Annotated in this window: 21 protein-coding genes and 1 pseudogene; 9 read left to right on the top strand and 13 right to left on the bottom strand. The window is 59.8% G+C overall.

Annotation, left to right across the window (positions count from 1 at the left end; all coding sequences use genetic code 11):
- Positions 1-26 precede the first annotated feature (26 nt).
- Positions 27-161, bottom strand: coding sequence for a hypothetical protein (locus ACVWZ4_RS36150; RefSeq protein WP_456705532.1), 135 nt, complete (start codon positions 159-161; stop codon positions 27-29).
- Positions 162-490: 329 nt separating this feature from the next.
- Entirely contained in the window at positions 491-652 is a 162-nt protein-coding gene (locus ACVWZ4_RS36145; protein WP_456705533.1) for a hypothetical protein, read from the bottom strand.
- Between the two features lie 1,840 nt (positions 653-2,492).
- Between ACVWZ4_RS36145 and ACVWZ4_RS36140 the strand changes: the two genes are divergently transcribed.
- Positions 2,493-2,984 carry a transposase gene (locus ACVWZ4_RS36140; RefSeq protein ID WP_456734507.1) on the top strand — a complete coding sequence of 164 codons (492 nt, stop codon included), beginning with the start codon at positions 2,493-2,495 and terminating at the stop codon, positions 2,982-2,984.
- A 194-nt stretch (positions 2,985-3,178) separates the two neighbouring features.
- Positions 3,179-3,463: a DNA -binding domain-containing protein gene (locus ACVWZ4_RS36135; RefSeq protein WP_456705535.1), complete on the top strand. Its 285-nt coding sequence runs from the start codon at positions 3,179-3,181 to the stop codon at positions 3,461-3,463.
- A 74-nt stretch (positions 3,464-3,537) separates the two neighbouring features.
- Here the strand turns inward: ACVWZ4_RS36135 and ACVWZ4_RS36130 are convergent, their stop codons facing one another.
- From ACVWZ4_RS36130 to ACVWZ4_RS36100, 7 genes are all read right to left on the bottom strand, one after another.
- A complete protein-coding gene (locus tag ACVWZ4_RS36130) occupies positions 3,538-4,014 on the bottom strand; it encodes a DUF3833 family protein (RefSeq protein WP_456705536.1) in 477 nt (158 codons plus the stop codon).
- A 123-nt stretch (positions 4,015-4,137) separates the two neighbouring features.
- The gene (locus tag ACVWZ4_RS36125) at positions 4,138-4,416 is read right to left on the bottom strand and encodes an SAM domain-containing protein (protein ID WP_456705537.1); all 279 of its coding nucleotides are present in this window, start codon (positions 4,414-4,416) and stop codon (positions 4,138-4,140) included.
- A gap of 451 nt (positions 4,417-4,867) precedes the next feature.
- The gene (locus ACVWZ4_RS36120) at positions 4,868-6,886 is read right to left on the bottom strand and encodes an alpha-glucosidase (RefSeq protein WP_456705549.1); all 2,019 of its coding nucleotides are present in this window, start codon (positions 6,884-6,886) and stop codon (positions 4,868-4,870) included.
- Positions 6,883-7,737 carry a carbohydrate ABC transporter permease gene (locus ACVWZ4_RS36115; protein ID WP_456705538.1) on the bottom strand — a complete coding sequence of 285 codons (855 nt, stop codon included), beginning with the start codon at positions 7,735-7,737 and terminating at the stop codon, positions 6,883-6,885. The genes ACVWZ4_RS36120 and ACVWZ4_RS36115 overlap by 4 nt, the downstream gene beginning before the upstream one ends.
- On the bottom strand, positions 7,734-8,636 hold the full coding sequence (locus ACVWZ4_RS36110) for a carbohydrate ABC transporter permease (RefSeq protein ID WP_456705550.1): 903 nt from the start codon (positions 8,634-8,636) through the stop codon (positions 7,734-7,736). The genes ACVWZ4_RS36115 and ACVWZ4_RS36110 overlap by 4 nt, the downstream gene beginning before the upstream one ends.
- Before the next feature lie 74 nt (positions 8,637-8,710).
- The gene (locus ACVWZ4_RS36105) at positions 8,711-9,928 is read right to left on the bottom strand and encodes an ABC transporter substrate-binding protein (RefSeq protein ID WP_456790541.1); all 1,218 of its coding nucleotides are present in this window, start codon (positions 9,926-9,928) and stop codon (positions 8,711-8,713) included.
- A 95-nt stretch (positions 9,929-10,023) separates the two neighbouring features.
- Positions 10,024-11,097, bottom strand: a complete 1,074-nt coding sequence (locus ACVWZ4_RS36100; protein ID WP_456705539.1) for an ABC transporter ATP-binding protein — start codon at positions 11,095-11,097, stop codon at positions 10,024-10,026.
- Positions 11,098-11,324: 227 nt separating this feature from the next.
- Here ACVWZ4_RS36100 and ACVWZ4_RS36095 point away from each other — a divergent pair, with 227 nt between their 5' ends.
- Positions 11,325-12,371: a LacI family DNA-binding transcriptional regulator gene (locus tag ACVWZ4_RS36095; RefSeq protein WP_456734506.1), complete on the top strand. Its 1,047-nt coding sequence runs from the start codon at positions 11,325-11,327 to the stop codon at positions 12,369-12,371.
- A gap of 144 nt (positions 12,372-12,515) precedes the next feature.
- On the opposite strand, the gene ACVWZ4_RS36090 is transcribed toward ACVWZ4_RS36095, so the two are convergent.
- Entirely contained in the window at positions 12,516-12,641 is a 126-nt protein-coding gene (locus tag ACVWZ4_RS36090) for a type IV secretory system conjugative DNA transfer family protein (protein ID WP_456705541.1), read from the bottom strand.
- Positions 12,642-12,852: 211 nt separating this feature from the next.
- Positions 12,853-13,041 carry a hypothetical protein gene (locus ACVWZ4_RS36085; RefSeq protein WP_456705542.1) on the bottom strand — a complete coding sequence of 63 codons (189 nt, stop codon included), beginning with the start codon at positions 13,039-13,041 and terminating at the stop codon, positions 12,853-12,855.
- Positions 13,042-13,688: 647 nt separating this feature from the next.
- Here ACVWZ4_RS36085 and ACVWZ4_RS36080 point away from each other — a divergent pair.
- The 4 genes from ACVWZ4_RS36080 (at position 13,689) to ACVWZ4_RS36065 (ending at position 18,787) form a co-directional block, all read left to right on the top strand.
- The gene (locus ACVWZ4_RS36080; protein WP_456734505.1) at positions 13,689-14,852 is read left to right on the top strand and encodes a Fic family protein; all 1,164 of its coding nucleotides are present in this window, start codon (positions 13,689-13,691) and stop codon (positions 14,850-14,852) included.
- Between the two features lie 515 nt (positions 14,853-15,367).
- Positions 15,368-15,925 (top strand): hypothetical protein, encoded by a 558-nt coding sequence (locus tag ACVWZ4_RS36075; RefSeq protein ID WP_456705374.1) that lies wholly within the window; start codon positions 15,368-15,370, stop codon positions 15,923-15,925.
- A gap of 100 nt (positions 15,926-16,025) precedes the next feature.
- The gene (locus ACVWZ4_RS36070; RefSeq protein ID WP_456790532.1) at positions 16,026-17,117 is read left to right on the top strand and encodes a patatin-like phospholipase family protein; all 1,092 of its coding nucleotides are present in this window, start codon (positions 16,026-16,028) and stop codon (positions 17,115-17,117) included.
- A gap of 1,103 nt (positions 17,118-18,220) precedes the next feature.
- A complete protein-coding gene (locus ACVWZ4_RS36065) occupies positions 18,221-18,787 on the top strand; it encodes a hypothetical protein (RefSeq protein ID WP_456705376.1) in 567 nt (188 codons plus the stop codon).
- Positions 18,788-19,456: 669 nt separating this feature from the next.
- Here the strand turns inward: ACVWZ4_RS36065 and ACVWZ4_RS36060 are convergent.
- On the bottom strand, positions 19,457-22,729 hold the full coding sequence (locus ACVWZ4_RS36060) for an adenylate/guanylate cyclase domain-containing protein (RefSeq protein WP_456705377.1): 3,273 nt from the start codon (positions 22,727-22,729) through the stop codon (positions 19,457-19,459).
- 539 nt (positions 22,730-23,268) lie between these two features.
- Positions 23,269-23,679 carry a hypothetical protein gene (locus ACVWZ4_RS36055; protein WP_456705378.1) on the bottom strand — a complete coding sequence of 137 codons (411 nt, stop codon included), beginning with the start codon at positions 23,677-23,679 and terminating at the stop codon, positions 23,269-23,271.
- On the opposite strand from ACVWZ4_RS36055, the pseudogene ACVWZ4_RS36050 reads away from it, so the two are divergent.
- Positions 23,666-23,965 (top strand): annotated as a pseudogene (locus tag ACVWZ4_RS36050) (Mu transposase domain-containing protein); the annotation flags it as partial. The gene ACVWZ4_RS36055 and the pseudogene ACVWZ4_RS36050 overlap by 14 nt on opposite strands.
- On the top strand, positions 23,965-24,825 hold the full coding sequence (gene istB, locus ACVWZ4_RS36045; protein WP_456701697.1) for an IS21-like element helper ATPase IstB: 861 nt from the start codon (positions 23,965-23,967) through the stop codon (positions 24,823-24,825). The pseudogene ACVWZ4_RS36050 and the gene istB, both read left to right, overlap by 1 nt.
- Positions 24,826-24,991 lie beyond the last annotated feature (166 nt).

Genomic DNA, 24,991 nt, shown 5'->3' with positions numbered 1-24,991 from the left:
CAACTGGGTTAACCTGGAGGCCCGCCTCATTCCAGGGCTTCAATAATCTGCTTTCCCAAGAGCTTAGCTTCTTCAATTCCACATTGTGCGTCAGGATGTCCCTTGAAGAAATCCGCGATCGTCGTCGCAATGATCGTGTTTACTTGGTGTGGATCATCCATTTTACGGAATCGCTAATTTTAGTTGTCTCATGGAAGCGTGTTCTCGCGCGTCTCAAAAAGCACAGCGTCTGCCCAGCGACCGTCTGGCGCTCGCCGCTCGAAAGGCTCAACGGCGCCAAGCAGCTGGGTCGGCCTCTCAAGCGGCCTGCGAGGCGTTATCGTAAGCCAAAGAACGAAAGAATAGCCGCGACTACAACTATCAACCCTATCAGGTAAATGAGGCCGTTCATGGCATTTTCCTCCTTAATAGAAGGGCTGCAGATTTCTACGCTAGGGACGCGGGCTCTTTCTTGGAGCTGCAGTATTCAAGTGCCGCCACTCTTTCGAGTTCAACTTGCTTCGGTATGGCGGCATGAATTACCGATGTTGTCGGCAGTCCGAATCAAATCAGCATCGGAGATGCCGAAACGTTTCCGAACAGACTTCACCTGCTTCGCGTCGGCAAGATCGAGCGTCGTGCGGATAGGGCGAGACGGCTTTAGTCGCAACATAGCCGGCCTCCTGACTTGGTTAAGCGCGGGTAGGCCTTGTTTGTTCCATGGTTGCGCACTCGGGGATAGCGCCCCGAGCCTCATCCTGGTCGGCTCACAGAATGATTGTCTGGGCCTGCCGCCGGATATGCCACAACGCGATTTAGCGCGCTCACTGACCTCCAGGCTACGCGAGCGCATCTTATCAGCGATGGGTGCCTTTGTTTCGGACGAATGTCCGATCCTGCTCGTCTCAGCGTTGCTACTTCCAAATCCAAGTTTGCTCAGGTGGGCCGAATAATTTTGGCAACTTCCTCTCTGACGGGACCCCGTGACCACTCCTCGGCAGATCTCGCCATCTGCTTACTTACGATCACACAAATGCTCAACGCTCAGCTTGGTCGCTGCAAGGGTTGGATCGAAGAAGATGCCCGTTTTCGGCGATACAAGATCACCGAAGCCGGGATCGAAGCTATGAAGAGGAAAAATCCGATCCGTTAGGCAGCGTAAGCACAGGCTGAAGGAAACGATCGATGCAGGAGAGGAGTGCTGCTCAGCTCGAACTCCTTCTCGCCGATGCCGTCGGGTTTGATCCAAAAAACATCCTGATCAAACCTGTGGGGGACGTGGGCGACTTTCGTGCGGAGTTTGTAGGCCTCGTTCCTGGTGTCAGCAGTTATCGAGCAAGACTGGATATCGAGAACGCCTGCAAGCGTCTCAGAGCTCAGTTCATGCTCGATCAGGTAAAGGCTGCAGCGCCGCGCGCAGCCTGTACGCCGAGCGCGTTGCCGACTTATACTAAGTTTCATGTCGATGGACGAAATTTTCGATTTGAGAACAGGCTACCCGTACTGGCTTATGGTGGCCGGTACAGTTCTGGTGTTTCTTGGAGTGGTCGGGCTGGCGTTGAAACGCAGGCGCGGAGAGAAGGATTCGCCCGGCGATCCAAGTCCGCTAGCCGGGCCGCTCGGGCAATCTCGGGGGTCCGGACCCGTTGACGAGCGATCTGACTCGCCCACCGCGGAGAAAGTGCAGGCACCGCTTCGGAAACTCTGATGCTTCGCAGCATCCTCAGCCGATTGCGCAATAAGATTGCGCTAAATCCGGTGGCTTTGGTCCTTGATCTCTCGCAGTAGTTGCGATTGATTCACCCGCTTCATCTACAAGGAAATCACGGTTGGTAGGCTCGACCGAATTCTACCAAAATTTGGACGACCTGGGCGCCCCCCAACTCCATCTCTCCGGAAAGTAATAGTCAGTGGAACCTTCCGCCGCTTTTGCCGACTTTGCCTCATTGAGGGTGGAGGGAGAAAGGTGGAAACCCGTGTAACCCGGCACAACCTTCGCGCGGCTTTGGTCCCGGTCGGGGTTTTGAGCATCTGTTGACACGCTGGACCTCCTCTGGATCCCAGATGCCTAGCAGCGATTACTGGGAAATGCTGTAACTGAGGTACTACATTCACGGGGAAACAGCGCATTCGCCCTGTTTGTTTCACGCCCGTAGCATAACGTGAATTGTCGTCCCGAGCCTGCAGCAATAATGGTCGAACCATGTTTGCAGGCCTGTTGGTTACGGCAGGAGTGGGCGTGTTGGCTTTAGCCTTCACCTTTACCGCCGCGTTGTATATCGACGCGCGCGCCAATCGCTCGCGACAATAGATTGTGCGCCGCTCTCAGTCCGACATGGCCGACGATTGAGTAAAACGCCGAGCATCGTAGACAAGGCTCCCAACTACCGCTAATGGCCGAGACCAATCCCTAGGGACAGTGCCTTCTGACATAGCGAACCTCGCTTCGCCTGGTCATCTTCGCGATTTTGACGACCGGCGTCCGCGTCTTGGAGTGAGCCTTCAATTCTTTGATGTCTTCCCTTCGTCCACTAAAGCGTAAGCGCTGTTCAGTGACCACCTGCGATCTGCGAGTCTGCGGTTCGGTTTGGACCGTTAGGCTTAGAATGGACACAGTGCATACTGCTATCACGGAGCCAGTGCGGCGGCTTGAGGTCTTCACCGGAGCCGGTCGTCGGCGGAAGTGGAGCGACGAGGACAAGGCGCGGATCGTCGCGGAGATCGTGGCGAGTGGCGACTCGGTGTGTTCCGTGGCTCGAGCGGCACCATCACGATTTTGCGGGCTTCGGCGGATTTGTTGGATCTGTTGCTCATGGTTTTTTCCTTGCGGCGGGGGGTTGTGCGCGGCAAAGAGCCGCCATAACCCCAGCCCTCGTGGGCGAGCAGCGAGGTGTGCAAGGGCAAGGGCTGAAGCAACTTTTTTGGGGGGACCGCGCGCGGAGCGCGTGGGGGAGCCAAAACCGGCGGGCCTGCCGTTGCGCCGCGCCGAGGGGCCGCGCCCCTAAGCTCTGGCCGCGGGGGCGGCGAAAAACGCCCGGTAAATCAAAATGCCGTGCGTAGCGCCCAAGGAGCGGGATTTCTAGGACCGCCGGGAGAGTGGTAGGGGCGGCGCACCACGTGGTGCTGAAATCGACACTATGAGTGGCGGGACATTCGCGCAGAATGGCGGGCCACTAGCCACCTTCTTGAGGCTCGATGAATGCGAATTATTCCTGCCAATCCAGATGTCGCGGACACAGCGCCGACTGGTACAGCCGCCCTGACCCCTTACGACCATGAACACGCCGTCACGTATCTGCGTCTGCTGGATGCCGACGCGGCGGGGGCCGATTGGCGCGAGGTGGCGCAGCTCGTGTTGCACATTGATCCCAAGCGCGAACCCACCCGCGCCCGTCGGGCTTTTGAAAGTCATCTCGAACGCGCCAAATGGATGACCGAGCACGGTTACAGGCTGCGGTTGCGCGGCTGGCCAGCTTCTAACTAAAGTAGCCAGCGGCGTCATGCCGTTGTGCGGCTGCGCCAGTGGCCGGGGACCGTGGCAGCGGCGTACACCAGAAGCTAAAGCTTGTGGTAAGTAACGTGCGCCGTCGCAAATGGGATGCCAGCACGGCCAGCACGGCCCCGGACTATGCAAGCTTGTTCATCGATTCCATAAAACCAATCGTCGAAATTCAACTTGAACGATTTGCCGTCCCCTTGCGGTGTATCGCGCGTGTATTTCCAATGGAATGCGCAACCGGCTTGCTCCCCAATGGCTTCACCTTCCAGTCGATTTTCCAGGCCCGTGTACTTGCCCTCTTCACCTTTTCGGATCGTCCAATGCAGAGTGTCGCTATGACCATCGTCAAATGTATATGCCTCGATGAAAAGCACTGTATCAGTCTCCGCATCTAGTTCGCCGTGACCAGCAATCGTTGCGCGCTTCAGTAGTCCACCAACTAGACTTTCGAGCACTGCCCAACCTTCTAGCCGCCCGATGAAAAAACGTTCAGGGAGAAACAGCGGCGTTGTTCCTCTAAAAGCAGCGATCGCCATACGTAAACCCTTCGAAATGCATCTAGTAAACCAAATCTCCTTTCTGCCAATGGTTCCTACTTGGCTCTCCGGCACATGCTCCGCTCGGGGCGCTCAACAATCCACAGCCCGTCCTTCAAACTACTAATACCGCCCGTCGCCGCTTGGCGCCGGTGCGGTCGCCATCGGACTGGCGCCCGACGCCGACAATTCGGCAATGTTCGCCAGCAGCTTGCGCCGGTCACCAAGCCAGACGCCCAGCTCCTTCAGGTCGCGATCGGTGAGCTGGCCGAGCACCGAAACGTCGATGTCGTTCTCGGCGAACCGCGTCGCGTATTCGAGCATCCCGACGGTCGTCAGCCATTCGGCAATCGAAGTACGTGGTTGTGTATTGAGTGGATCGCGTAGCCGAGCTCTACCCAATGGATGCTCATCAAATCCAGAAATTCGACCGGAGCGACTCTCGGCTTACGCTGAGCCCACGATGACGGAGTTACTCTCGATAGGCTTGATCGCCAGGGTTGGTGCTGCTCACCACAACGCAACGAAATCGCAGCCGCCCGACCGAGCGCTGCATGCCGCCTGGAGGTTTGTTTGAGTAAGTCGACCGCCGCTTTCCTGTTGAACTGTCCTCTCCCAATCGACCTAATGCTGGCTTTCGGGCCGCACGTCGGACAGCACCAGGATGCCCGCTTGTGACCCGGAGACGTCGGCCAGCATCTCGTGTTGCGGCGAAGCCGTAGACACGGCTGCCCCACGGAATGCTCTTCATTTATACTTAGACGGAGCAGTGGCTGAGGTTCTGAAGTGCAGAGGCGCCTACTTCCGCTCTTGGACCCATTGCTGACGTCTTCTCCGGACGCCGACAGGGCCGCTACACCCGGCGCAATCCCGCAAAGAGCGCCTCGAATTCGCTATCCGCGCGATAGAACGCCGGTGGTCGCCCCAACGGTGCGGCGACCGATGTCTCGTGCCCACCGGCAAATGACTGGCCGGTCCACACATGAGTCCAATCGGTCCCTGACGGAAGGTAGACGCTCCGCTGATCCTGGCCCGCCTGCCAGACGGGCGCGACGAGCAGATCGCGGCCATAAAGGTAGCAATCCTGAATGCCGTAGGTTCGCCGATCGTCTTCGTGATGAAGAAACAGCGGACGTTGCACTGGAAGGCCCCGGCGCGCAGCTTCCAGCGACAACGTCCTGAGATAAGGCGAGAGGTGAACGTAGATCGCGGTCATCCTGGCAAAATGCTCGAGAACCGCCGGATCGCCGTCGAGCTGCAGATTGTCACGAGGCCTGTTGCCTTCGTGGCTGCGCATGACGGGCGTGAAGGCTGCCATCTCGCTCCAACGCATCACCAGCTCGGGCGTGCGCAAATTGCCAAACAGGCTAGTATAGCCGCCGATGTCGGAATGGTGAAACGCGTTGCCGAGCAATCCCGACGACAGGGCGGCGCAGATCACCGTGACCAGCCCGTCATGCCTGGAAAAGTCGACCGATTGATCGCCGGCCCAGAGCCACGGGCACCACTTCTGCACACCCGTGAAGCCGGACCGCATGAAGAACACGGCCTCGCCGGTGCGGCCGCGGCTCGCCACAGCATTCGCATTCACTTCGGCCCACAGCGTCGGCCAAAGGTTATGCGCAAGTCTTGCATCGATGCCGCTGGCGAGACGTACGTCAACCGGCAGATACTCACCGAAATCTGCCATCCAGCCGGATAGGCCGTAGTCGAGCATCCTCTTGCCGATGATTTCCTCCGAGAACCATGCCGCGGCATCCGGATTGGTGAAATCGACGGTGCCGCAGTGGAACTCGCCGAAATCGATCAGGGCCGTTCGTCCCGAGGCGTCCTTGACGAAGAATCCGGCATTTTCGGCCTCCTCGAATAGGACGCCATCGTTGCAGAGATGCGGGTTCACGTAACCGAGAAAGCGGATGCCTTGATCGTTCAATTCGGCGATGCGCTGCCGCAGGCCCGGATAACGCGTCTCGTTGGCCTTCCAATCCCAGAACAATCGCGCGCCAAAGGCGGTCGGCCGAATTCCGACCCAATCCTCGCACCAGAGACCGGAAACCTTGACGCCGGCCGCGCACATCTTCGCGAGGCGAGCGAAGGAGTTCGCGCCGTCCTTCAGGCCGACGATCGCGCCATTGTAAATCCACTCTGGAAGCGGCGGTTGACGGCCGAATCGCGCGGACAGCATCTCCACCAGCGCGACAAACGACGGCGCCGCAAATAGCTCGATGCGTCCAGGAACGGACCAGGCCTCGATCTCGTGAAACCCGTCCTCGCGAAAATCGAACACGGTGTAGGCTGACGTCTCGACGTGAAGCGCATAACGCGCCGAGGAGATGTAGGTCGGTTGCGGATAGTTCGTGTGATAGTAGTCGCCGCCGGCGTGGCCCACCGCGTCCGCCTTGAAGGTAATCTCGGTGGTCTTGTCGCGCCCGACGCCCGGCTCCGAGCTCCATAACGGAAACCGTCGTCCACGCAGATCAAAATAGGAGAATTGCTCACCGCCACCCCAGACATGCTCGTTACGGTTGGCCACGACACGCAGCCAGAACCGGTTCACAGAGGGATCGAGCGACCGCAGCTTCAGCGCATCGCCCTCAAGCGTCACCGCGAGGCGAGCAGGCTGGCCCTTGGCCGAGGACAGCATGATCGTGTTACCGTCGATCTCGGCATGCGCGAGCGGACAGCGTTCGGCTAGGCGATCCTCGATCGCGAAGCGGCCGCGGTGCATTTCGATGCTGTCGTTGCCTCGGCCGACAAAAAAACATGGCGCCGCGGCACTGTGGGCGAGAATCTGGCGGCCCGAGATCGATAGCGCAAAGCCAGACGGGGTCGTCTCGAGTTTCAAGTGCATTCCTCTCGGCCTTTCCGTCAGCCCTTGATGCCACCTGCGGTCAGCCCCGAGACGACACGCTCCTGGAAGATTATGATCAGGATCGCGACGGGGACGATCCCGACGACGAGCGCCGCCGAGATGACCGGCCAAGGAAACGCAAATTCACCCTGATAGAGCTGGATACCGACCGGCAGTGTCCGCAATCCCGGATTGGAGTTAAACGACAGGGCCAGCAAGAATTCGTCCCAGGCGTTGACGAAGGCGAGGATGCCGGCCGTGAAGACGCCGGGCGCCGACAGCGGCACCACCACCCTGAACAGCGCACCAAACCGCGTGCAGCCATCGATCATGGCGGCGTTTTCAAGATCGCGCGGAATGCCTTCGAAGAAGGACGTCAGCACCAGGGTGCATACGGGCAGGCTCAGCACGGTGTAGGGCAGGATCAATGCTGTCCACGAGTTCAGCAAATTGAGCGCGCGCATGGTCTCGAACAGGGGAACCAGCAGCGTCACCAGGGGAAAGGTCGAGACCGCGATGATGACGGCCATGATCAGCCCCCTGAACCGCAAGTTCAGCCGCGCGAGCGCATAGGCCGCGAGCACCGAGACCAGCAGCGTGAGCGCGGTCGAGAGCAGCGCGACCATGAAGCTGTTGAACAGAAAGGTGAGCAGCGGCTGATCGGAGAACGCCTGAAAGTAGTTTCGCAGCGTCGCTGCCTGCGGCAGCCAGGTGATCGGCTTTTGTGTGAGCTCGGCCTCGGTCTTGAACGAGGTCAGCAGGATCCACAGAGCCGGAAACAGGCCATTGACGACGAGAATGAACGAGGCGATGGCCCGCAGCGGCTTGCCTGAGAGAGCCGAGTCGAACGTGGAGGCGACAGCCGTGCTCATGATGCGGCCCCGTTGCCGCGGATCATGCGCAGGTAAAGCGCGGTTACCAGCATCGACAGGCCGAACATCACAACTGCGAGCGCCGATCCGTAGCCGAGGTCGAGGAACGAAACGGTGTTCTGATGAATGTACATGGCGAGCGTCGCGGTTTCGGTACCCGGCCCCCCGCCCGTCATCATGTAGGGAATGTCGAAGGTCTGCAGTGCGGTAATGGTGCGGAAGATCAGCGCGACGACGATCGTCGGCTTGAGCAGCGGCAGCGTGATCTCGAAGAACCGACGCACGCGCCCAGCGCCGTCGACGTCGGCGGCCTCGTAAATCGAACGCGGAATGGTTTGCAGGCCTGCGAGAATGATCATCGCCATGAAGGACGAGGCCTTCCAGATGATGGCAAGGCAGATCGCGGCGAAGGCGAGCCGCGGCGAGTTGAACCAGATCACGCCGGGCAGACCGATCCGGCGCAGCACATCGTTGACGACGCCGTACTCGGAATGGAAGAACCAACCGAAGATTAGACCGGCAAAGGAGAGCGGCAGCGCCCAGGGGATCAGCAGCGAGAGCCTCACCGGCCATTTCATCTGGAACGGCAGATTGGCGAGCAGCGCGAGTGCGAACCCGACAACGAGCGAGCCGGGCACGGTGATGAGCGTGATCAGCACCGTGTTCCAGGTCGCCTGCCAGAACACCGGATCATCAGGCATCTGCTTGAAGTTCGCGAGCCCCGCGAACCGCGCCGGCAGGCCCGACGTCAGCGACAGGTCGAGAAAGCTCGTGTAGATCAGCCGGCTCACCGGATAGACGATCATCACGCCGAGCAGGATCGCTGCGGGCGCCAAAAGTATCACGGCAAGCGTAGTGTCACCAGGATCGGACCAGCGCGACAGCCACAGACGCCGCATGACGGCGCGATCGGCCTCGCTTTTGAACGTCGATTTCGTTGTCACCAGGTCTGATCCGGATTGCAATACGCGCCTTAGCGGATGATCCGCTTCAGCCGGGCCTCAATCTGGGCGGCGCCGTCCGCCGGAGTGGTCGCACCCGCGAGCACCGCATTGACCGTGGTCCGGATCGCTTCACTGACCTCGTTGTAGCGCGGCGTCACCGGCCGCGGCTTTGCGGTCTCGACGATGGCTTGCGCCTCGGCGAACCAGGGCACCGCCTTGGTCACGTCGGCGTCCTTATAGAGCTTGCCGTAGGTCGGCAGCAACGAGCCGTTGATGGCCACGTATTTGGAAACTTCGGGACTCGACAGATATTCAATCAGCTTCTTCGCCTCGTCTTGATGCTTGGAAAAAGCGGAAACGCTCCACTCCCAGCCGCCAAGGCAGGTCGCCTGTTCGCCGCCTTTGATTGCCGGAAGCCGTGCGACGCCGACCTTGCCTGATACCGCAGACTCGGCGCCCTGCGACATCGCCCATGCATAGGCCCAGTTCACCGCGAATAGGACGTTGCCGGCCTGGAATTCCTTGCGCGTATCGTCGGTCGCGACCTCGGCAATGTTCTTCTTGGCAACACCGCTGTCGGCAAAGCCCTTCCACAGCGCGAGCGATTTGTTCGCCGCCTCGCGATCGAAATCGAGCTTGCCGTCCTTGGTCACCACCTTGCCTTGGCTCCAGTACGGCACGAGGAAGGTGCAGACCGCGCCTTCGATCGCCTTGCCCTGGAACGACAGCCCCTGCAAGTTCGGATTCTTCTCGCCGTCCGCAACCTTCTTCGCGGCGTCCGCGAGCTCGTCCCAGGTTTTTGGCGGCTGGAGCCCATATTTGTCCAGCAGGTCCTTGCGATAATAGAGGAACATGGAATCCGCAAAGGCGGGCAGCGCCACCACCTTGCCGTCGATCGTGTTCGCCTCGGCATAGGCACGCAGATAGGAAGACATGTCGGTTGCGACCGGGCTGGTCCAGCCCGCTGCCGCAAACTGTGCCGGACGGATAACGTCGAGCATCAGAACGTCGAGCGAGGAGTCCTTCGCCGTGAGCACCGTATTGAGATATTGCGCCTGCATGTCCGAGGTCGTACCGCCGAGCTCGACGCTGACCTTGATGCCGGGATTGCGTGCTTCGTACTGATCGAGCAGCGTGCGCCAGATGGCGGGCTGCCCCTGGCTCGTGACGAAGACCTTCAATGTGGTCTCGGCGGATGCACCGGTTGCGAATGCAGCCGCGGCGCACGCGAGCAGCGATCCCGCCATCCTTGAAACGCGTCCTGAACTCATGCCGTCCTCCCGGAAAAATCGCAATTGTCGTGGCTTGACTGATCTGCTGACGAGGTCTCACTGCGGGGCTCTTACTGCAAGGCGCGCTCGGTCTCCGGATCGAACAGGTGAATCTTGGCGGGATCCAGCCCCAGCTTGATCGCTTCGCCGGCTTTCGTGCGCAGCTCGGGCGGCAGCCGCGCAGTCAACGTCGCGCCACCCACGGTAAAATGCACCAGCGTATCGGACCCGAGCGGCTCGACGACCTGAACCTGGCTGTTCATGCCGACATCCGACGTCAGGCGCGTGAAATGCTCGGGCCTGATTCCGACGATGAATTCACGCCCGTCGGCCGCCGAGAGCTTTGTGCCGGCGATGCCCGCAAGCGGCAGACGGTTGCCATCTGCGAATTCGAGATAGCCTTGAGCGGCCCTGGCCTTCGCAAAATTCATGGAGGGAGCGCCGACGAAGCCACCGACGAAAACGCTAGCCGGATGATTGTAGACTTGCTCGGGCGTTCCGATCTGTTCGATGTCGCCACCACGCAGGATGACGATGCGATCGGCCAAAGTCATCGCCTCGACCTGATCGTGGGTGACGTAGACGATGGTGGTCCCGATCGTCTGATGCAGCCGCTTGATCTCCGTACGCACCTGACCACGCAGTTTTGCGTCGAGATTGGAGAGCGGTTCATCGAACAGGAAGATCTGCGGCCGCCGTACGATGGCGCGGCCCATCGCGACTCGTTGACGTTGACCGCCGGAGAGCTGTCCCGGCCGGCGGTCGAGCAGATGGGTGATGCCGAGCATCTCCGCCGCGTCCCTAATCCTGGCGTCAGCGTCCGCCGCATTCGCACCGCGTACCCTCAGGCTGAAGCCCATGTTCTCGCGCACGGTCTTGTGCGGGTAGAGCGCGTAGTCCTGGAAAACCATGGCGATGTCGCGCTCGCGCGGCGGCAGATCGTTGACGATGCGGTCGCCGATCCGGATCTCGCCGCCGGTGATGCGTTCGAGGCCGGCGATCATGCGCAGCGTGGTCGACTTGCCGCACCCAGACGGACCGACGAGGACGACGAACTCGCCATCCATGATATCGAGGTCGATCGCCTTGACGACGCGAAACGCGCCGTAGCTTTTCTCAAGCTTGCGCAGGCTGACCGAAGCCATGAGCCCGTTCTCCCGTCCCAACGGTTCTTGCAGCGCCGTGATGTTTCATAGTAGCGCTGCGATTTCTAGAAATCAACGACGGACCCTCACCGGCTCGATCCTGCGGATGAAGACGGGAGTACTATCTTATCTAGCTGGTCATACTCACTATATCGCTCGGTAAACAGAATGCGGTTGTAGCCTTTCAGAGCTTCGGATACATAATAGCGCTATTATCTTGAGCCACCATGGCAATGGCCGCATCAAAGCCCCTACGCACCCGGCGCAAGATGCAACGGGTCACGATCATGGATGTAGCGGCACGCGCAGAGCTGTCGCCTTCCACGGTGTCCCTCTATTTTAGAAAGCCCGATGCGGTCTCGGCGTCGGCGAGCGAGGCGATCGCACGCGCTATCGAAGCGCTCGACTACGTGCCGAACCTGATGGCTGGTGGCTTGGCGGCCGCCTCGTCGCGCGTCGTGAGCATCATTGTGCCATCCGTCCGCAATGCGTTCTTTGCCGAGACCGTCGCGGCCCTGCAGGAAGAACTCAGCAAGCAGCGGCTGCAGGTGATGCTCAGCCACAGCGAGTACAGGGAACACGACGAGGAGAATCTCGTCCGCACCGCCCTCGCCTGGGCCCCTGCCGCTGTCGTATTGACTGGCCTTTCTCACAGCGCCGCAACGCGCAGGCTGCTCCGCGACAGCAAGGTGCCGATTGTCGAAATCTGGGAGCTTGGTTCCCCGACCATGGACATGGCGGTCGGTTTTCACCACGACCAGGTCGGTCATGCCGCTGCTTCGCATCTTCTTCAGCGCGGGCGCAAGCGATTATTGTTTCTCGGCGCCCGCCTGCATGAGGATCGCCGCGCGGCTCGGCGCGCCCAAGGCTTCGTCGAAGCGGCGCGAAACGCGCCTGATGTCACGGCAGAGGTCATCCAGCACCCTGCACCAGCGAGCGCCGAAGTTGGCGCCATGCTGCTCGGCGAGGCCGTGCATCGCTTTCCAAACGTCGATGGAATCGCCTGCTCTAACGACCATATCGCACTTGGCGTGATCTTCGAATGTCAGCGCTCTGGCATTGCGATCCCCGAGCACCTGTCGGTGATGGGCTTCGGCGATTTGAGCTTCAGCGCGGCCGCAAATCCGTCATTGACGACGATCCGCCCGCCCGGCGACCTCATCGGGAAGGAAGCTGCGCGACTGATCATCACGCGGCTCGCGCACTCTGGTGCCGAATCGGAACAAGCCGTCATCGACACGCGCTTCACCCTGCTACATCGGCAAAGCAGCTGATGATCGGAACGATGGCGCTTTTGCCGCGGGATCCCCGATCAACCGATAGCGATTATCTCCTTTGCGTCATGGTATCAGACGTCGACGCTCTTGAAGACCTTATCGTGAACAAGCTCTCACGAATCGCAGGTATCCAGCATTCGCTCAGGATCTCACAGTTGAGCCATGGTTCGGCCGATGTCGTGCACCCACCGCAGACGAGGTCCACGACAGCAATGTGGGTAACACCAGCCCCACGCCCTTGCTCGAGCGAGTCGGCGCAAAGCACATGACGTGCTCCGGTCCATCGTGGCGCAGATAGTTATTCCCGAGGCGCCCCAGATACGCCTTTGGACGCGAACAGGCCGGCCGCCCTGATTTGCTTCGGCGTTGCCCAGCGTGCCGAACCGTAAGTCGTCACCAACTGGCTTTGGCGCGCGCGCCACACCGAATTGAGGATCGCAAAAACCGCGCCCGCGATGTCGTCAGCTGCAGCGATCGCTCAACCTTCCTCGAACACCTCGGGCGCATAGCCCTCATTGGCAAACCACCATTCGAACAATCGCCAGGGCAGATAAACACGATAGCCGACAATCAAGAACCAGGGGTCACCGAGGCGCTGCTGATAGCCGAGAGCTGCGGCAGGTCCATTGCGTTGTGCCCCACGTCGAGACGGCACGATGCCGAGCACGACGACGATCTGGCCGACCTAGATTTTCGCCGGAACATTTTCTGACCCACTCAACTCTCGCGAACGAGCGCGGCGAGATGAAAAGCGGCAGACGCCATCGCATTCAACCTGAATAAAAATCGGTTACGAGATCCGCGTCGATCAAGCCTATCGATGCGAGATCGTTGATGCGCCAATCTCGGCGTCTTTGAGGAAGCTGCTCAATAGACTGTGAACGGCGCGATCAAGCTGGATCAATTATCGAGCTCGCTTCGATGTGCGCCGCGCACGAGCCGGTACCGATTGGGAGAGAACGAATCGACCGCCCTACTCGATCGCAATGTTCGACGGTGCGCATCGACCCCGTATCTGAAAAAAACGGCGTGTTATACTCACTTCGCGAAATGGGTATAAGCGCGCGAACTCGCGCGCAGCCATCGGCGGACGTCTTTGGCGATGGAGACAGCACCCGGCGATCCCTCGGCGGCTTGGATTTCTTGGTGGAAGTTCAAAGGAGGGCGTCAGGCGGAAGCTCCAACGGATCCTGTTTCGGGGCTGGCGGGTCCGGTCCGATGCGGAGAATTGGCGCCATTCCCCGCATATTTTGCGGTAATTAGCCTTGCGGTTGAGGGGAAAGGCCGCCATATTCTCCGCAAGGAGTGCGGGGAATGCGGGACTATATCCACCAACTACCTGATTGGCCTCAATTTTCCTGGGATGGCGACGCCTTGGCGAAGCAGCTCGCGGCCGTGCGGCTTCGCCAGGGCCAGCTCATCGGTCGGATGCAGGCGCTCGGCTTCCCCCAGCAGGAGGAGGCTGTCCTCACGAGCCTGACGGAAGAAGTCCTCAAGTCCAGTGAAATCGAGGGGGAAAAACTCGACAAGGACGCGGTGCGCTCTTCGCTGGCGCGTCGCCTCGGCATGGACGCAGGCGCTCTGCCATCAGCCGATCGCAACGTCGAGGGCGTTGTCGAGATGATGCTCGACGCTACCCAGAAGTTCAAAGCCGAGCTCACGGCGGAAAGGTTGTTTGGCTGGCATGCGTCGCTGTTTCCGACCGGCCGCAGCAACATGAAGAAGATCGCTGTTGGAGCCTGGCGCGATGCCTCGTCAGGACCGATGCAGGTCGTCTCTGGTGACTACGGACGTGAGCGCGTGCACTACGAAGCACCGATTGCCGACAAGCTCGATGCCGAAATGACTGCGTTTCTCGACTGGTACAATACCGAAGAGAACATCGACCCACTAATCAAGGCTGCGATCGCGCATCTCTGGTTTGTGACCATCCACCCATTCGAGGACGGCAATGGACGTATCGCGCGTGCCATCGCCGACATATCGCTTGCCCGCTCCGAAGGAATACCGCAACGCTTCTACAGCATGTCGGCTCAGATACGGCGCGAGCGCAAGACCTACTACGACTTGCTGGAGACCACGCAGAAAGGCGATCTCAACATCACACCCTGGCTTGAGTGGTTCCTGGGCTGTCTCGACCGCGCCTTCAGTGGCGCCGAGAGTACCCTCGCAGCCGTGCTCGAAAAAGCCGACTTCTGGAAGCGGCACTCCACGGCTCAAGTCAACGAGCGGCAGCGCGATATGCTGAACCGTCTGCTGGACGGGTTCGAAGGCAAACTGACATCGAGCAAATGGGCAACGATTGAAAAGTGCTCGCCCGATACGGCCCTGCGCGACATCCAAGGTCTCGTAAATCAAGGTATCCTCGTGAAGGACGAGGGCGGCGGGAGGAGTACGAGCTATTCCCTCATGCCCCTAAGCGCCGTTGCGCCGGGACGTGCAGCACATCGTCCTACTGGCGACGACGACCCATCATGACCCCTACCCAGCCATAAGCTGGATAGGAAGTGCCTACCTGATCAGGTACCCCTCCCACCGATCAGATGTAGCGCGCTCGCCCGGGTTCTAGGGAAAAGTTGTATTTATCTATAAACGCAACTTTAAGGTTTGACAATATAACGGAATTGCATTCAGAGCTGGGAACAGAACCGTCCGTCAGAAAGTGACGTAGTTCTGCATCACGGGCGAGTGCTTCGATCTCGAGAAGTGATTTCTAACAGGGGCCATATTTGTGCGAACAATCCTCGTTCTGTTCGGACTCACCGGCGAACTCTTCGAGACTCTTCACGGTCGTCTCATCGGTTATGAGCGCGACTGCCCGACGAGCCAATCGAAGCTGATGTTCAAGCTGCGCAAGTTCGGAGAGGTGATCGATCAACGCACTTTGTCATTCGGCTTGCAATATTGACCCCGCATTGCCTCACCCAGAATGTTACTGGACAACTTCTCGCCGATGATTGGGTCGGTGCCATCGAAAACGTTCGGTGGCGTCTATGGCGGGAAAGATCAGCATGGGCGCGCGGCGCGAGGTGGTGTCGGCGGTAACGGAGCGTTACCGGTCGGCCGAACGAGCGGAGAAGGGACGGATCCTCGACGAGACGTGCGCGACGACGGGCTGGCATCGCAAACATGCGGTGCGCGCGCTCCGGCGACGCGAGACGGTTCGACCGGGCGAGGTCGAGGCAACAAGAAAGCGAAGACGCAGATATGGCGCGACGATCAAGGACGCGCTGACGGCGCTGTGGGAGGCGTCGGATCGGGTGTGCGGCAAGCGGCTCAAGGTGATGATCCCGACCTTGCTGCCTGCCCTTGAGCAACATGGCCGATTGCAGCTTGGCCAGTCGGACCGTGATCGTGTTCTGGCTATCAGCGCCGCCACCATCGATCGCCTGCTCGTCGATGTGAAGATCGCGGCGATGAAGGTCACTGGTATAGCGAAGGGCGCATTTCGAGGCATCGCCACCAGCCGCGGCGCCGGGATCGCCTGTCGCCTTCCGACTCTGAAAAATATGGGCGAGCGTCGCGTCAGCTGCCGTCTATTTGTGGTATGAACGCTCATGTGACTCACATCGATCGACGTAAGTTTCCGCACCTGCAATCTTTGTTATTGAATGCTTTGTGCATGCGCGCGATCAGGGCGACGGTTCGGCAATGGAAGAAACATCGGAGCACAAGTCGGCGGAAACGCCTGGGGCCCCTGGGAGAGCCGGTCACGAACCGGCATTCTCCAACCTGGTCCGGACCACCAATCTGGCCCTCCAGGGCGGCGGAGCGCATGGTGCGTTTACCTGGGGTGTACTCGACCGATTCCTGGACGAGAAAGACCTAGCGTTCGAGGGGCTCAGTGCAACCAGCGCCGGAGCAATGAACGCGGCGGTCTTTGCCTATGGGCTTGCGATCGGGGGTCGCGAAGGGGCACGCAAAGCGCTTACGGACTATTGGAAGCGCGTCAGCGACGCGGCCAAGTTGGGACCGTTGCAGCCAAGTTTCATCGATCAAATTCTGGGGGATCACAAGCTGGCCTGGTCGCCTGCTTTCTCCCTTATGGGGTTCGTGACGCGCGTCCTATCGCCATATGAGTTCAACCCTTCAGACTATAACCCGCTTCGTGAAGTGGTCGAGCAATCGATCGATTTTGACGTGTTGGGGCGTCCGGACTGTCCGGTCAAGCTCTTCCTCTCTGCGACAAACGTTCGTACCGGCAAGGTAAAGGTCTTCGCCGGAAAGGAAATTTCAATCTCTGCCGTGATGGCTTCAGCATGTCTTCCCACGATGTTTCACGCGGTAGAGATCGACGGCGAAGCTTATTGGGACGGCGGCTATATGGGAAACCCGGCGCTCTTCCCGTTGATCTACAACTGCAACAGTACCGACATTGTCATCGTCCATATCAATCCGCTGATTCGTACTGAGGTGCCGCGCGCCGCTGTCGATATTTTGAACCGCATCAACGAGATCAGCTTCAATTCGTCGCTAATGCGGGAGATGCGGGCGGTCAGTTTCGTCACCAAGCTTGTCACACAAAAACGAGTCGATGGAGGGCTCAAGCGTGTGCTGATCCACAGCATCGCCGACGATGAATTCATGGGTGCACTTAGTCCCACAAGCAAATATAACGCCGATTGGAACTTTCTCATTTTTCTTCGCGACCAGGGGCGAAAATGTGCGGGCGACTGGCTTGCGAAAAACTTCGCCAAACTGGGCGTAGAGTCGACGGTAGACATCGATAAATTCTACCTCTGAATCCGATTATCGACCCCGAGGGGGGTCTCGGTCTACCACGGCCGGGATTGTCAGTATCCCCGAATTGGGAGCGAGAGGCTTCCTTCCAAGAGTAGCGGCCGAGATGACGGCCCCCGTCCTAGCCTATGATCTGACGCCGGTTATGAACATGTCGGATCTCGCCGCACGGCGCGGTAGGAACGATCGCTGCGCCTCGACAGAATGCCCCATGTTGTAGCCGGCGGGGCTAGGACCCCCCCCCCGCTCCGATGCAAGAAGAACCCGGCCAACGATGTTGACCGAGTTAGTCATGGGGAGGGACCACTATGTCATCGATGTCCGGCAACTAGACGTATTCTCAGCCGTTCCTTGCGAACTGCTGCTCTCGCTGAGTTCTTGAAGATTTGCTGATGCAGGTTAAGGGCTAAGCTGGCGAGGAACGGTCATTGCGTCAGTGGCTTGGTTCTGTCGAAGACCACGCAACGCACCGCCGACCTGGTGAGCGTTGCAAGGTCGCAACGGCTGCGGTCGCGTTCCCTATGCTGCCCGGAGACAGGCAGATGATTGACGCTTTGATGCACTACCTTGAAAGAGCAGTTGCCTTCGAGCGACTTGCTGCCGGTGAGAACAATAGTGCCTTGAGAGCCGATCTTGAGCGTCAGGCAAGTGCGTACCGACAACTTGCTGCGATGCGGGCGAAAGGCATGGGCCTCCCCGCACCTAGTCAGCCATCCCAGCCGCCACATCCCTGACCGCCATGCGGATCAAGAGACCCATGCCGTCATCGCGTTCTGAGGCTCCTAGCCGTCCCAAACCAGTTCCCCGCACTGGCATTTGTAGACGCGAGCAAAGCGTTTGGTCGTTTGGTCTCCATGTTCCAAGTCTTGTCAGCCTGACTTAGCGGCTGACGACACTTAGGACAGCGATAGAGGGCGGGTGGCGCAGTCCTAAAAAACAATCAACAGGGTCGAACCGTTCCTAGTTCGTGCGACTGCATGAGCCTCGCACGATGGGAGTGCCAGAAGGACCGACCAAAGCGACACGCGGCCGGCAGAAAAGTATCTCCGGGAGAAGAACGAAGGCTGAGGTCCGCTGTTAGACAGCAAACCCTGCGAGGTATGACCATGCGTCGTTCAGATTTCGTCCTTCCGCTGCTCCTGGTTGCGAGCCTGTATCCCATCACTGCATCTGCTCAGCAGAGCGGAAGGGACACAAACCAGTCTCAAACCGAAATCAAAGGGCAGCTTAATCCGCAACCAAACCAAGCTCAAATTCAGAACACTCCGGTCGATACTGATCGGATGCAGCGGCGTTCCGATCAAAATCAAGCTCAGAACAAGCCCGTTCAGCCTGAACGATCACCACAGCAATCAGACCAAGCTCGCGAGCGCGATCGTCAAAGCGCTGAGGACACCCGGATTAATCGGGATTGGACTACGCGGCAGCGCGGCGAGGACCGGATGGACAGTGACCGAATGCGCCAACGCCAGATGGGCCCTATGATGGATCGAGATGAGGACCATCGAACCATTGGGCGCAACTGGCATCGGGACGACGATGACATGGATCGCGGCCGTGGGTATGCGGAGCAGAACGAAGGACGCTACTACTATGAGGTACGTCCCCGTCCTCGCGTGAAGACCTGCGTCGAGTACGAGAACGGGGATGAGTTCTGCCGGTATCGGGATTGACTGGCTGCGACGGCAAGGGACGCTCCACTCCCTACATGCGTCACAGCACTATCGACAGGATCGCGATCAGGCCGACGACGGTCAATCCCCACGTCAAAGTGTGCAACATCCAAGGCTGCATCATAGCGCCCACTCGGTGTCCTGCCGTTGGCAAGCAACACCGATGCGCGTCATTCAATAATTAAGATAGATCAAAAGCCGAAAAGGAGAGCGACGGATGCTGCCACAGTGAAGACACCGGCCCCGACCACCAGAACCTGCAAAGTTAGCTCTCTGCCCATACCCCAAAATATAACTTGGGTTAATGCCGAGAGCATCTGCAAATTATGACAGACGGATAATTTGCGGCCCGGCAAACGCTAATGGCACCCACGAACATAGGGTCAATTGGGAATCGGCAGAGCTGCCGCATGAGCGTGGACCAGCTGCTGTATCTCGTCCTCGAGCATTTCGGCCGCCGGGCCCCGCTGCGGGATAAGTTCGAGATCAACGGAACGCCCTTCTTCGGTGAGGAGAATTGGCGCGCTATGTTGTCGATCAAGTTGTGCTCCATGGGTACTGCTGGAGGGTCTTGGGTGCGAATATTTCTTATCAACTATGGGGATGCACTACAGCAGCGGACATCGGAATGGGCCACTAAGACCTTCCGCTTTGGCCCAAGAGCTGTCGTCAGCAGAGTGGGTCTGCCCGCGTGCGTCCTTCTCGTTGAGAAAGTGTTGCCAGGCTCTCGGCCGCCATCAGTTCGAAGGATTTCGCCATTTGTTGTTTCGCAACGAAGAGTGACCGCTCGAAATGAGCCTGCGCTTGCTGGACGTTCGGCGGTTCGAACGCCAGCGCCACCTCTCCGGCGATGCGATGTGCTTCAGCCTCCTGCCAGCACTCGCCACTTTCGCGGATACTCAGCAACGCGTCTTGACTACAGCGTTGCGCATCACCAAGCCGTCCAACCCGAGCGTATGTCGCTCCCAAAGTGCTGAGATACCACGGCGCATAGGCTGTCGCGCCGGTCGATCGCATGACCGAAATCCCGGCCTCGATCATCTCAGCGGAAGCGCAGTCATGCCCCTCGAGCGCGAGTACTCGGCCGCGCAGCAGCTTTCCGTAAGCGTTCCAGAAGCGTGATCCCTTTCCGTCCGCGAGCTGCATAAGCTCGTCGGCGAACTCGGCCGCGGAGTCTAGCTTGCCCATGTAGATCAACGTGAGCGACACATGCGCGAGCGCATACATCAGCGTGGCAGCGTGACCAAACTCGCGCGCTTCGCGGATCGCGCGCTCCACATCGGCCGTCACGACATCGGTGCGACCCAATGCCCATTGTGAAAAGGCGCGCCACGCCAAGGCGGAGACGAGAATATCGTGGCCAAACCGCATCGCCAGCGGGCGGTGTTCGGCTTGATGATACAGCGCCACGGCGCGATCGAGCTCGTGCGCGCCGGCCGTCAGGTCCCCGGCGAGCACAAGGGAAATTCCCATCAAGAGGTGCCCGATCATCATTGGTGTACCTGCCTGACGCTCGTCGGCGAGGGCCTGGAATTGGGCGGCCAGCTCCCGCGTCACATCGGCGTGGAACGACATACGGCTCGCCACCCAGAAGCCATAGAGTACCGAAAAGAGCATGATGGGATCGTCCGTCGTATCCCCAAGCTTCTCCGCGTGTTCGATCAAGGCGCGCGCGTGATTGAAGGCCGCTCTTGTCTCGGGGGCAGCGTGCCCTTTGGTGTGGATCAGGGCGTTGGCGAGCTCGATCTGTAACGCGATTCGCTCATGGCGCAACGAAGCAGTCTCGGGCGACGCGGCGATCAGGTCGAGGGCGCGGGCGAGCTGTTCCGCCGCTTCGACGAGCGCCGATCGGGAAAGCGAGCGCTTTCCGGCCTTGCTCCACAGGTGTGCGGCCTTTTCGAGGAGGCCGGCTTCCGTGCAATGCCGGGCCAGCACTTCCGGCTGGCTCTCGGCGATGTCGCCGAAATCGGTTTCTATGGTCTCGGCGATTACAAGATGGAGCTCGCGGCGCTTCTCACGCAGGAGCGTGCCGTAGGCAGCCTCCTGGATCAGCGCGTGATTGAAGACATAGTTCAAATCTTGTGGCTCGCCCTGGCGAAACAGCAACCCCGCATCGACGAGACGGTCGAGTCCGCGGTTCAGCTCGGACTCCGCTAGTGGCACGATGGCGGCGAGCAGCGCATGGCTGAAGTCGCGACCGATTGCGGCCGCCATCTGTGCAACCTCCTTGGCGGGACCGAGCCGGTCCAAGCGGGCCATCAGGGACGCGTGAAGGGTGGCCGGCACCGGGCTTGCAGCGGCAGGGATTGCTCCGAGGAAATGCGTTTCGGAGCCTGCCTCCAGCACAGCCTTGGTCATCTCCTGGACAAACAGGGGTATTCCGTCGGCGCGATCGATGATCTCCTTGCGCATGTGTGCCGGAACGGGGTGCTCTCCGATCACCTCATCGAGGAGAGCTTCGGTTTCGCGCGCACCAAGGCGGGCGATCATCATTGCCGTGATATGAGGCCGATCGGCCCAGGGCAGTACAAACTCGGGCCGGAACGTCGCAACCATCAGCACGGGCAGTGTGGCAATCGCCTCGATGAGCTGGCCAAGCAGTTCGAGGCTGGTCGGATCGATCCAATGCAGGTCCTCGAATATCATGAGAACAGGATTGGAGCGAGCCTGGCTCTCGATGTCCAGCACGATCGCTTCGAGCATTCGTTGGCGGCGCTGCGCCGGCGTCAGGTCGTCGGTTGAATACCGGCCGTCATTGGCGAGTTGGAGCAGGTCGGCAAGCGCTGCCCTGTGTGCGATAGGTGTGGATGAACCGCCGAGCGTCGTGTCAAACTTGTCAAGCCTCGTTTTCGGATCATCCTCGCGCGTAAAATTCGCGCGCCGTTCCATCTGCTTGGCGATCGGATAAAGCGCCGAATTGGTGTGCTGCGGAGAGCAGTAGTAACGCAGCTGCGTCGGCGCATCCGCGGCCACCCGCTCCAGAATGGCAGCCACCAGGCGCGATTTGCCGATGCCCGCCTCTCCGGCAATGAGAACGACTTGCCCGTCGTTCGTTCGAGCTTTGGACCAGCTCTGCTCCAGCACGGCACATTCGCCCTCGCGTCCGACGAGGCCTCCCAATCCGCGACGATAAAGGGCTTCGAATCGGCCATCGATGGCGTTGGCGCCTTGGACGGCCCAGGCCTGAACCGGTCCAGTGAGGCCCTTGAGCTGTTGTGGCCCAAGACTCGTCAGCACAAATAGATCGCCGAGCAGCCGTCGCGTTGCGTCCGCGATCACGACCATTCCGGGCCCTGCGACGGCCTGCAGACGGGCCGCCAGGTTCGGCGTTTCGCCGACAACGCCGCGTTCCTGCGCCTCTCCAGAGCCGACGATGTCTCCGACAACGACCAGTCCCGTTGCAATCCCGACACGCACTTCCAATCGGCCGGGGGCCGCCGTTTCGAGTTTTCCGACTGCAGCAACGAGCCCCAGCGCTGCCTGCACAGCGTGCTCCGCATCGTGCTCGTGGGCCCGCGGGTAGCCGAAATACACCAGCACGCCGTCGCCCATATATTTTGCAACGAAGCCGCCGTTCTGTTCGACAACTCCTGCGCAGGTCCGATGGTACGCACCGATAATCTTCCGCAAGTCCTCTGGATCGAGCTGCGTTGATAGGGCCGTGGAGCCGACGAGATCGCAGAACATGACTGTCAACTGGCGCCGTTCGGCCGCATCTGGGACCGATTCGGGAGACGTCGCGGAGCGTGCGATGTTGTCGGAGGCGTGCAACTCACGAATTGCACGCATGAGCTTCTTGCGATCGCCGAGGACGATTCCCAGTTCCCGGAGGTCTTGGTCGTTAAGTTCACCCAGGACGGTGGTATCGATCCGATTTTCGAGGAACAGCTGGGCATAGCCAGACATGCCTAGTTTCTCGAGCCACTGTTCGATCTGCTGCATTTCGATCCTCAATCGCGCGGCAATCTGGCGTAGGGTTGTCGCAGGATCAAGCCGGAAATCTTCCAGAACTAGCATCGACCTACTGGATTTCCTTGGGGCGATGACGGCCCTATTGCCTCAAAAAGCAGTCGGTTAACGAATTCACCTACCAAGTCCGCCTCGGCCTTAGATCCGGACGTGGTTTAGGTCATCTCTCCGGAGGTCAAGCCTCCACATGATTTTCTTATCAGTCGGTGAGCTTCCTCCGTTTGCGACCAAACCTTATAAGCTCGCAGATTGCCGCCATTTGCCCATTTCTCGAAAGCTTGTCAGTGGAGGACTGACTCCATTTGGGACCAAAACCTTATCATTCCAGCTACTTCACTCGGCGCCATCTGACGTTTTCGAATGTTCGCCGAAGGTGAAGGCAATCCCGCGAGGCGACTTCTGCGGGTCAACCAGGAAGATAAGAGGCAAACGTTACCGCCCACTGGTCCATATCGTTGCGCGCATGAGCTTCCAAGATGGAGTGATATTGAAGTCGCTCACAATCGCGAACTTCACATCGTAAGAGAAAGAATGCCTCCAGACCCCAGCGCTGGACCTTTCCCGTTCGGGTTGCTTCTTGAGGACTTCAGATAGGCGCTAGTCTCCGTGGCGGCGGCGGCAATCTCAAGGGTGCGATAGGCGGCGAAGATGGATCCATTGTCGGTCAGCCATTGCACCTTGCGCGGAGCGCGGATGTCGGCGAACCGCTGTTCGACACAGTGGACCATCATGTCCCGGATCATCTCGCCGGAGATCCCAGCCGTTGTGGCCACCCAGCTGATGACCTCGCGGTCGTGGGTGGCGACCACCGGATCAGCGAACACCGTACCCCATTCGGCAACGCTGCGGTTCGAGGTAATCAGCAGTGCTGCTCGGCCCTCCAGGCGTAGGTAAGACGCACTTGTCGGCGTCGAGATCGACACGAACAGCTACTCAGTGCCGTGGCGCCTGATTGGCGAGCGCGTGGCGGTAACGATCGCGGCCGGGGAAGTGCGGATCCGCCATGGATTGCACCAAGTTGCGATCCACAAGCAATCGGATGGACGCCGGCTGCGGATCATCGACACCGCTCATCTCGATGGTGTTGCTGGTCGCAATGGCGCGGTCCGCCGGGCTGAGATCGCGGCGGCGGTGCTGGCGCCGTCCTCACCCCCGTCGTTGTTGCGCCCTCTTGCCGAATACGAAGCCGTGGTCGGAGGAAGCTTCTGATGGCACGGGCAAAGAAGATAATGGAAGCAACGGCCGATCCGCTCGATGCCATGCTGGCGCGACTGCAGCTCTCGGGTATCCGCGATCAGCTCGACACCCTGCTCGACGAGGCGGCGCGCGCGAACCTGTCGGCGCGTGAGACGCTGATCCTGCTGTGCGAGCGCGAGATCGCACGCAAGGACCATCGCCGCATAGAGATGGCGCTGAAGCTCGCACACTTCCCGGCGGTGAAGGAGCTTGCTGGCTTCGACTTCGAGGCGCAGCCGTCAATCGATCCAAAGCAGATCCGTGATCTTGCCGCATCACGTTGGATAGCCAACGGAGAAAACGTGCTGCTGCTCGGGCCGCCAGGCGTAGGTAAGACGCACTTGTCGATCGCGCTCGGGCGAGAGGCGATCCTGGCCGGATACACGGTGCAGTTCACCACGGCGACGACGCTGGTCGCTGGCCTTGCCAAGGCGCACGGCGAGCGACGCCTGGACGAGAAACTTCTCGCGCTGTCGAAGCCAAAGCTGCTCATCGTCGACGAACTCGGCTACTTGCCTCTTGAACCTGACGCGGCCCATCTGTTCTTCCAACTGGTCAGCCGGCGATACGAAACTGGCGCGATGCTGATCACGTCGAACCGCAGCGTTGCCGAATGGGGTACGGTGTTCGCCGATCCCGTGGTCGCCACCGCGATCCTTGACCGGCTCCTGCATCACAGCCACGTGCTGACCATCCGCGGCGACAGCTACCGACTTCGCGCCAAGCGCAAAAGCGGCCTCATCAAGACGCCGACCGCCGGTGACGGCCCTCCGGTCGGCTCCGCCTCCCTCCGGCCCGTCACCGGCGGAAACAACCTTCAACCGAGATCATAATCCGATGGTGGGGGCAGTTCTTCGTGACGCAAAGGGGGCAGTTCCGGAAGGCGTTTGACAGAATTTGCAATCGGCTGCCAACTATCTTTTGGCGAAAGACATACCCACTCACGACCGGGCCGCATTGAGTGGCCGCATCTCCCTCGCGTAATATGTAATTGCCGTC

The organism is Bradyrhizobium sp. USDA 4472, assembly GCF_054058595.1.
Note: the sequence above shows the minus strand (reverse complement) of the source record. Positions and strands in the feature narration are given on the sequence as shown.

Coding starts and splice junctions, on each gene's coding strand:
- ACVWZ4_RS36150 (WP_456705532.1), bottom strand. CDS start 161: ATGGATGATCCACACCAAGTAAACACGATCATTGCGACGACGATCGCG.
- ACVWZ4_RS36145 (WP_456705533.1), bottom strand. CDS start 652: ATGTTGCGACTAAAGCCGTCTCGCCCTATCCGCACGACGCTCGATCTT.
- ACVWZ4_RS36140 (WP_456734507.1), top strand. CDS start 2,493: ATGTCTTCCCTTCGTCCACTAAAGCGTAAGCGCTGTTCAGTGACCACC.
- ACVWZ4_RS36135 (WP_456705535.1), top strand. CDS start 3,179: ATGCGAATTATTCCTGCCAATCCAGATGTCGCGGACACAGCGCCGACT.
- ACVWZ4_RS36130 (WP_456705536.1), bottom strand. CDS start 4,014: ATGGCGATCGCTGCTTTTAGAGGAACAACGCCGCTGTTTCTCCCTGAA.
- ACVWZ4_RS36115 (WP_456705538.1), bottom strand. CDS start 7,737: ATGAGCACGGCTGTCGCCTCCACGTTCGACTCGGCTCTCTCAGGCAAG.
- ACVWZ4_RS36110 (WP_456705550.1), bottom strand. CDS start 8,636: ATGCGGCGTCTGTGGCTGTCGCGCTGGTCCGATCCTGGTGACACTACG.
- ACVWZ4_RS36105 (WP_456790541.1), bottom strand. CDS start 9,928: ATGGCGGGATCGCTGCTCGCGTGCGCCGCGGCTGCATTCGCAACCGGT.
- ACVWZ4_RS36100 (WP_456705539.1), bottom strand. CDS start 11,097: ATGGCTTCGGTCAGCCTGCGCAAGCTTGAGAAAAGCTACGGCGCGTTT.
- ACVWZ4_RS36095 (WP_456734506.1), top strand. CDS start 11,325: ATGGCAATGGCCGCATCAAAGCCCCTACGCACCCGGCGCAAGATGCAA.
- ACVWZ4_RS36090 (WP_456705541.1), bottom strand. CDS start 12,641: ATGTGCTTTGCGCCGACTCGCTCGAGCAAGGGCGTGGGGCTGGTGTTA.
- ACVWZ4_RS36080 (WP_456734505.1), top strand. CDS start 13,689: ATGCGGGACTATATCCACCAACTACCTGATTGGCCTCAATTTTCCTGG.
- ACVWZ4_RS36075 (WP_456705374.1), top strand. CDS start 15,368: ATGGCGGGAAAGATCAGCATGGGCGCGCGGCGCGAGGTGGTGTCGGCG.
- ACVWZ4_RS36070 (WP_456790532.1), top strand. CDS start 16,026: ATGGAAGAAACATCGGAGCACAAGTCGGCGGAAACGCCTGGGGCCCCT.
- ACVWZ4_RS36065 (WP_456705376.1), top strand. CDS start 18,221: ATGCGTCGTTCAGATTTCGTCCTTCCGCTGCTCCTGGTTGCGAGCCTG.
- ACVWZ4_RS36060 (WP_456705377.1), bottom strand. CDS start 22,729: ATGCAGCAGATCGAACAGTGGCTCGAGAAACTAGGCATGTCTGGCTAT.
- istB (WP_456701697.1), top strand. CDS start 23,965: ATGGCACGGGCAAAGAAGATAATGGAAGCAACGGCCGATCCGCTCGAT.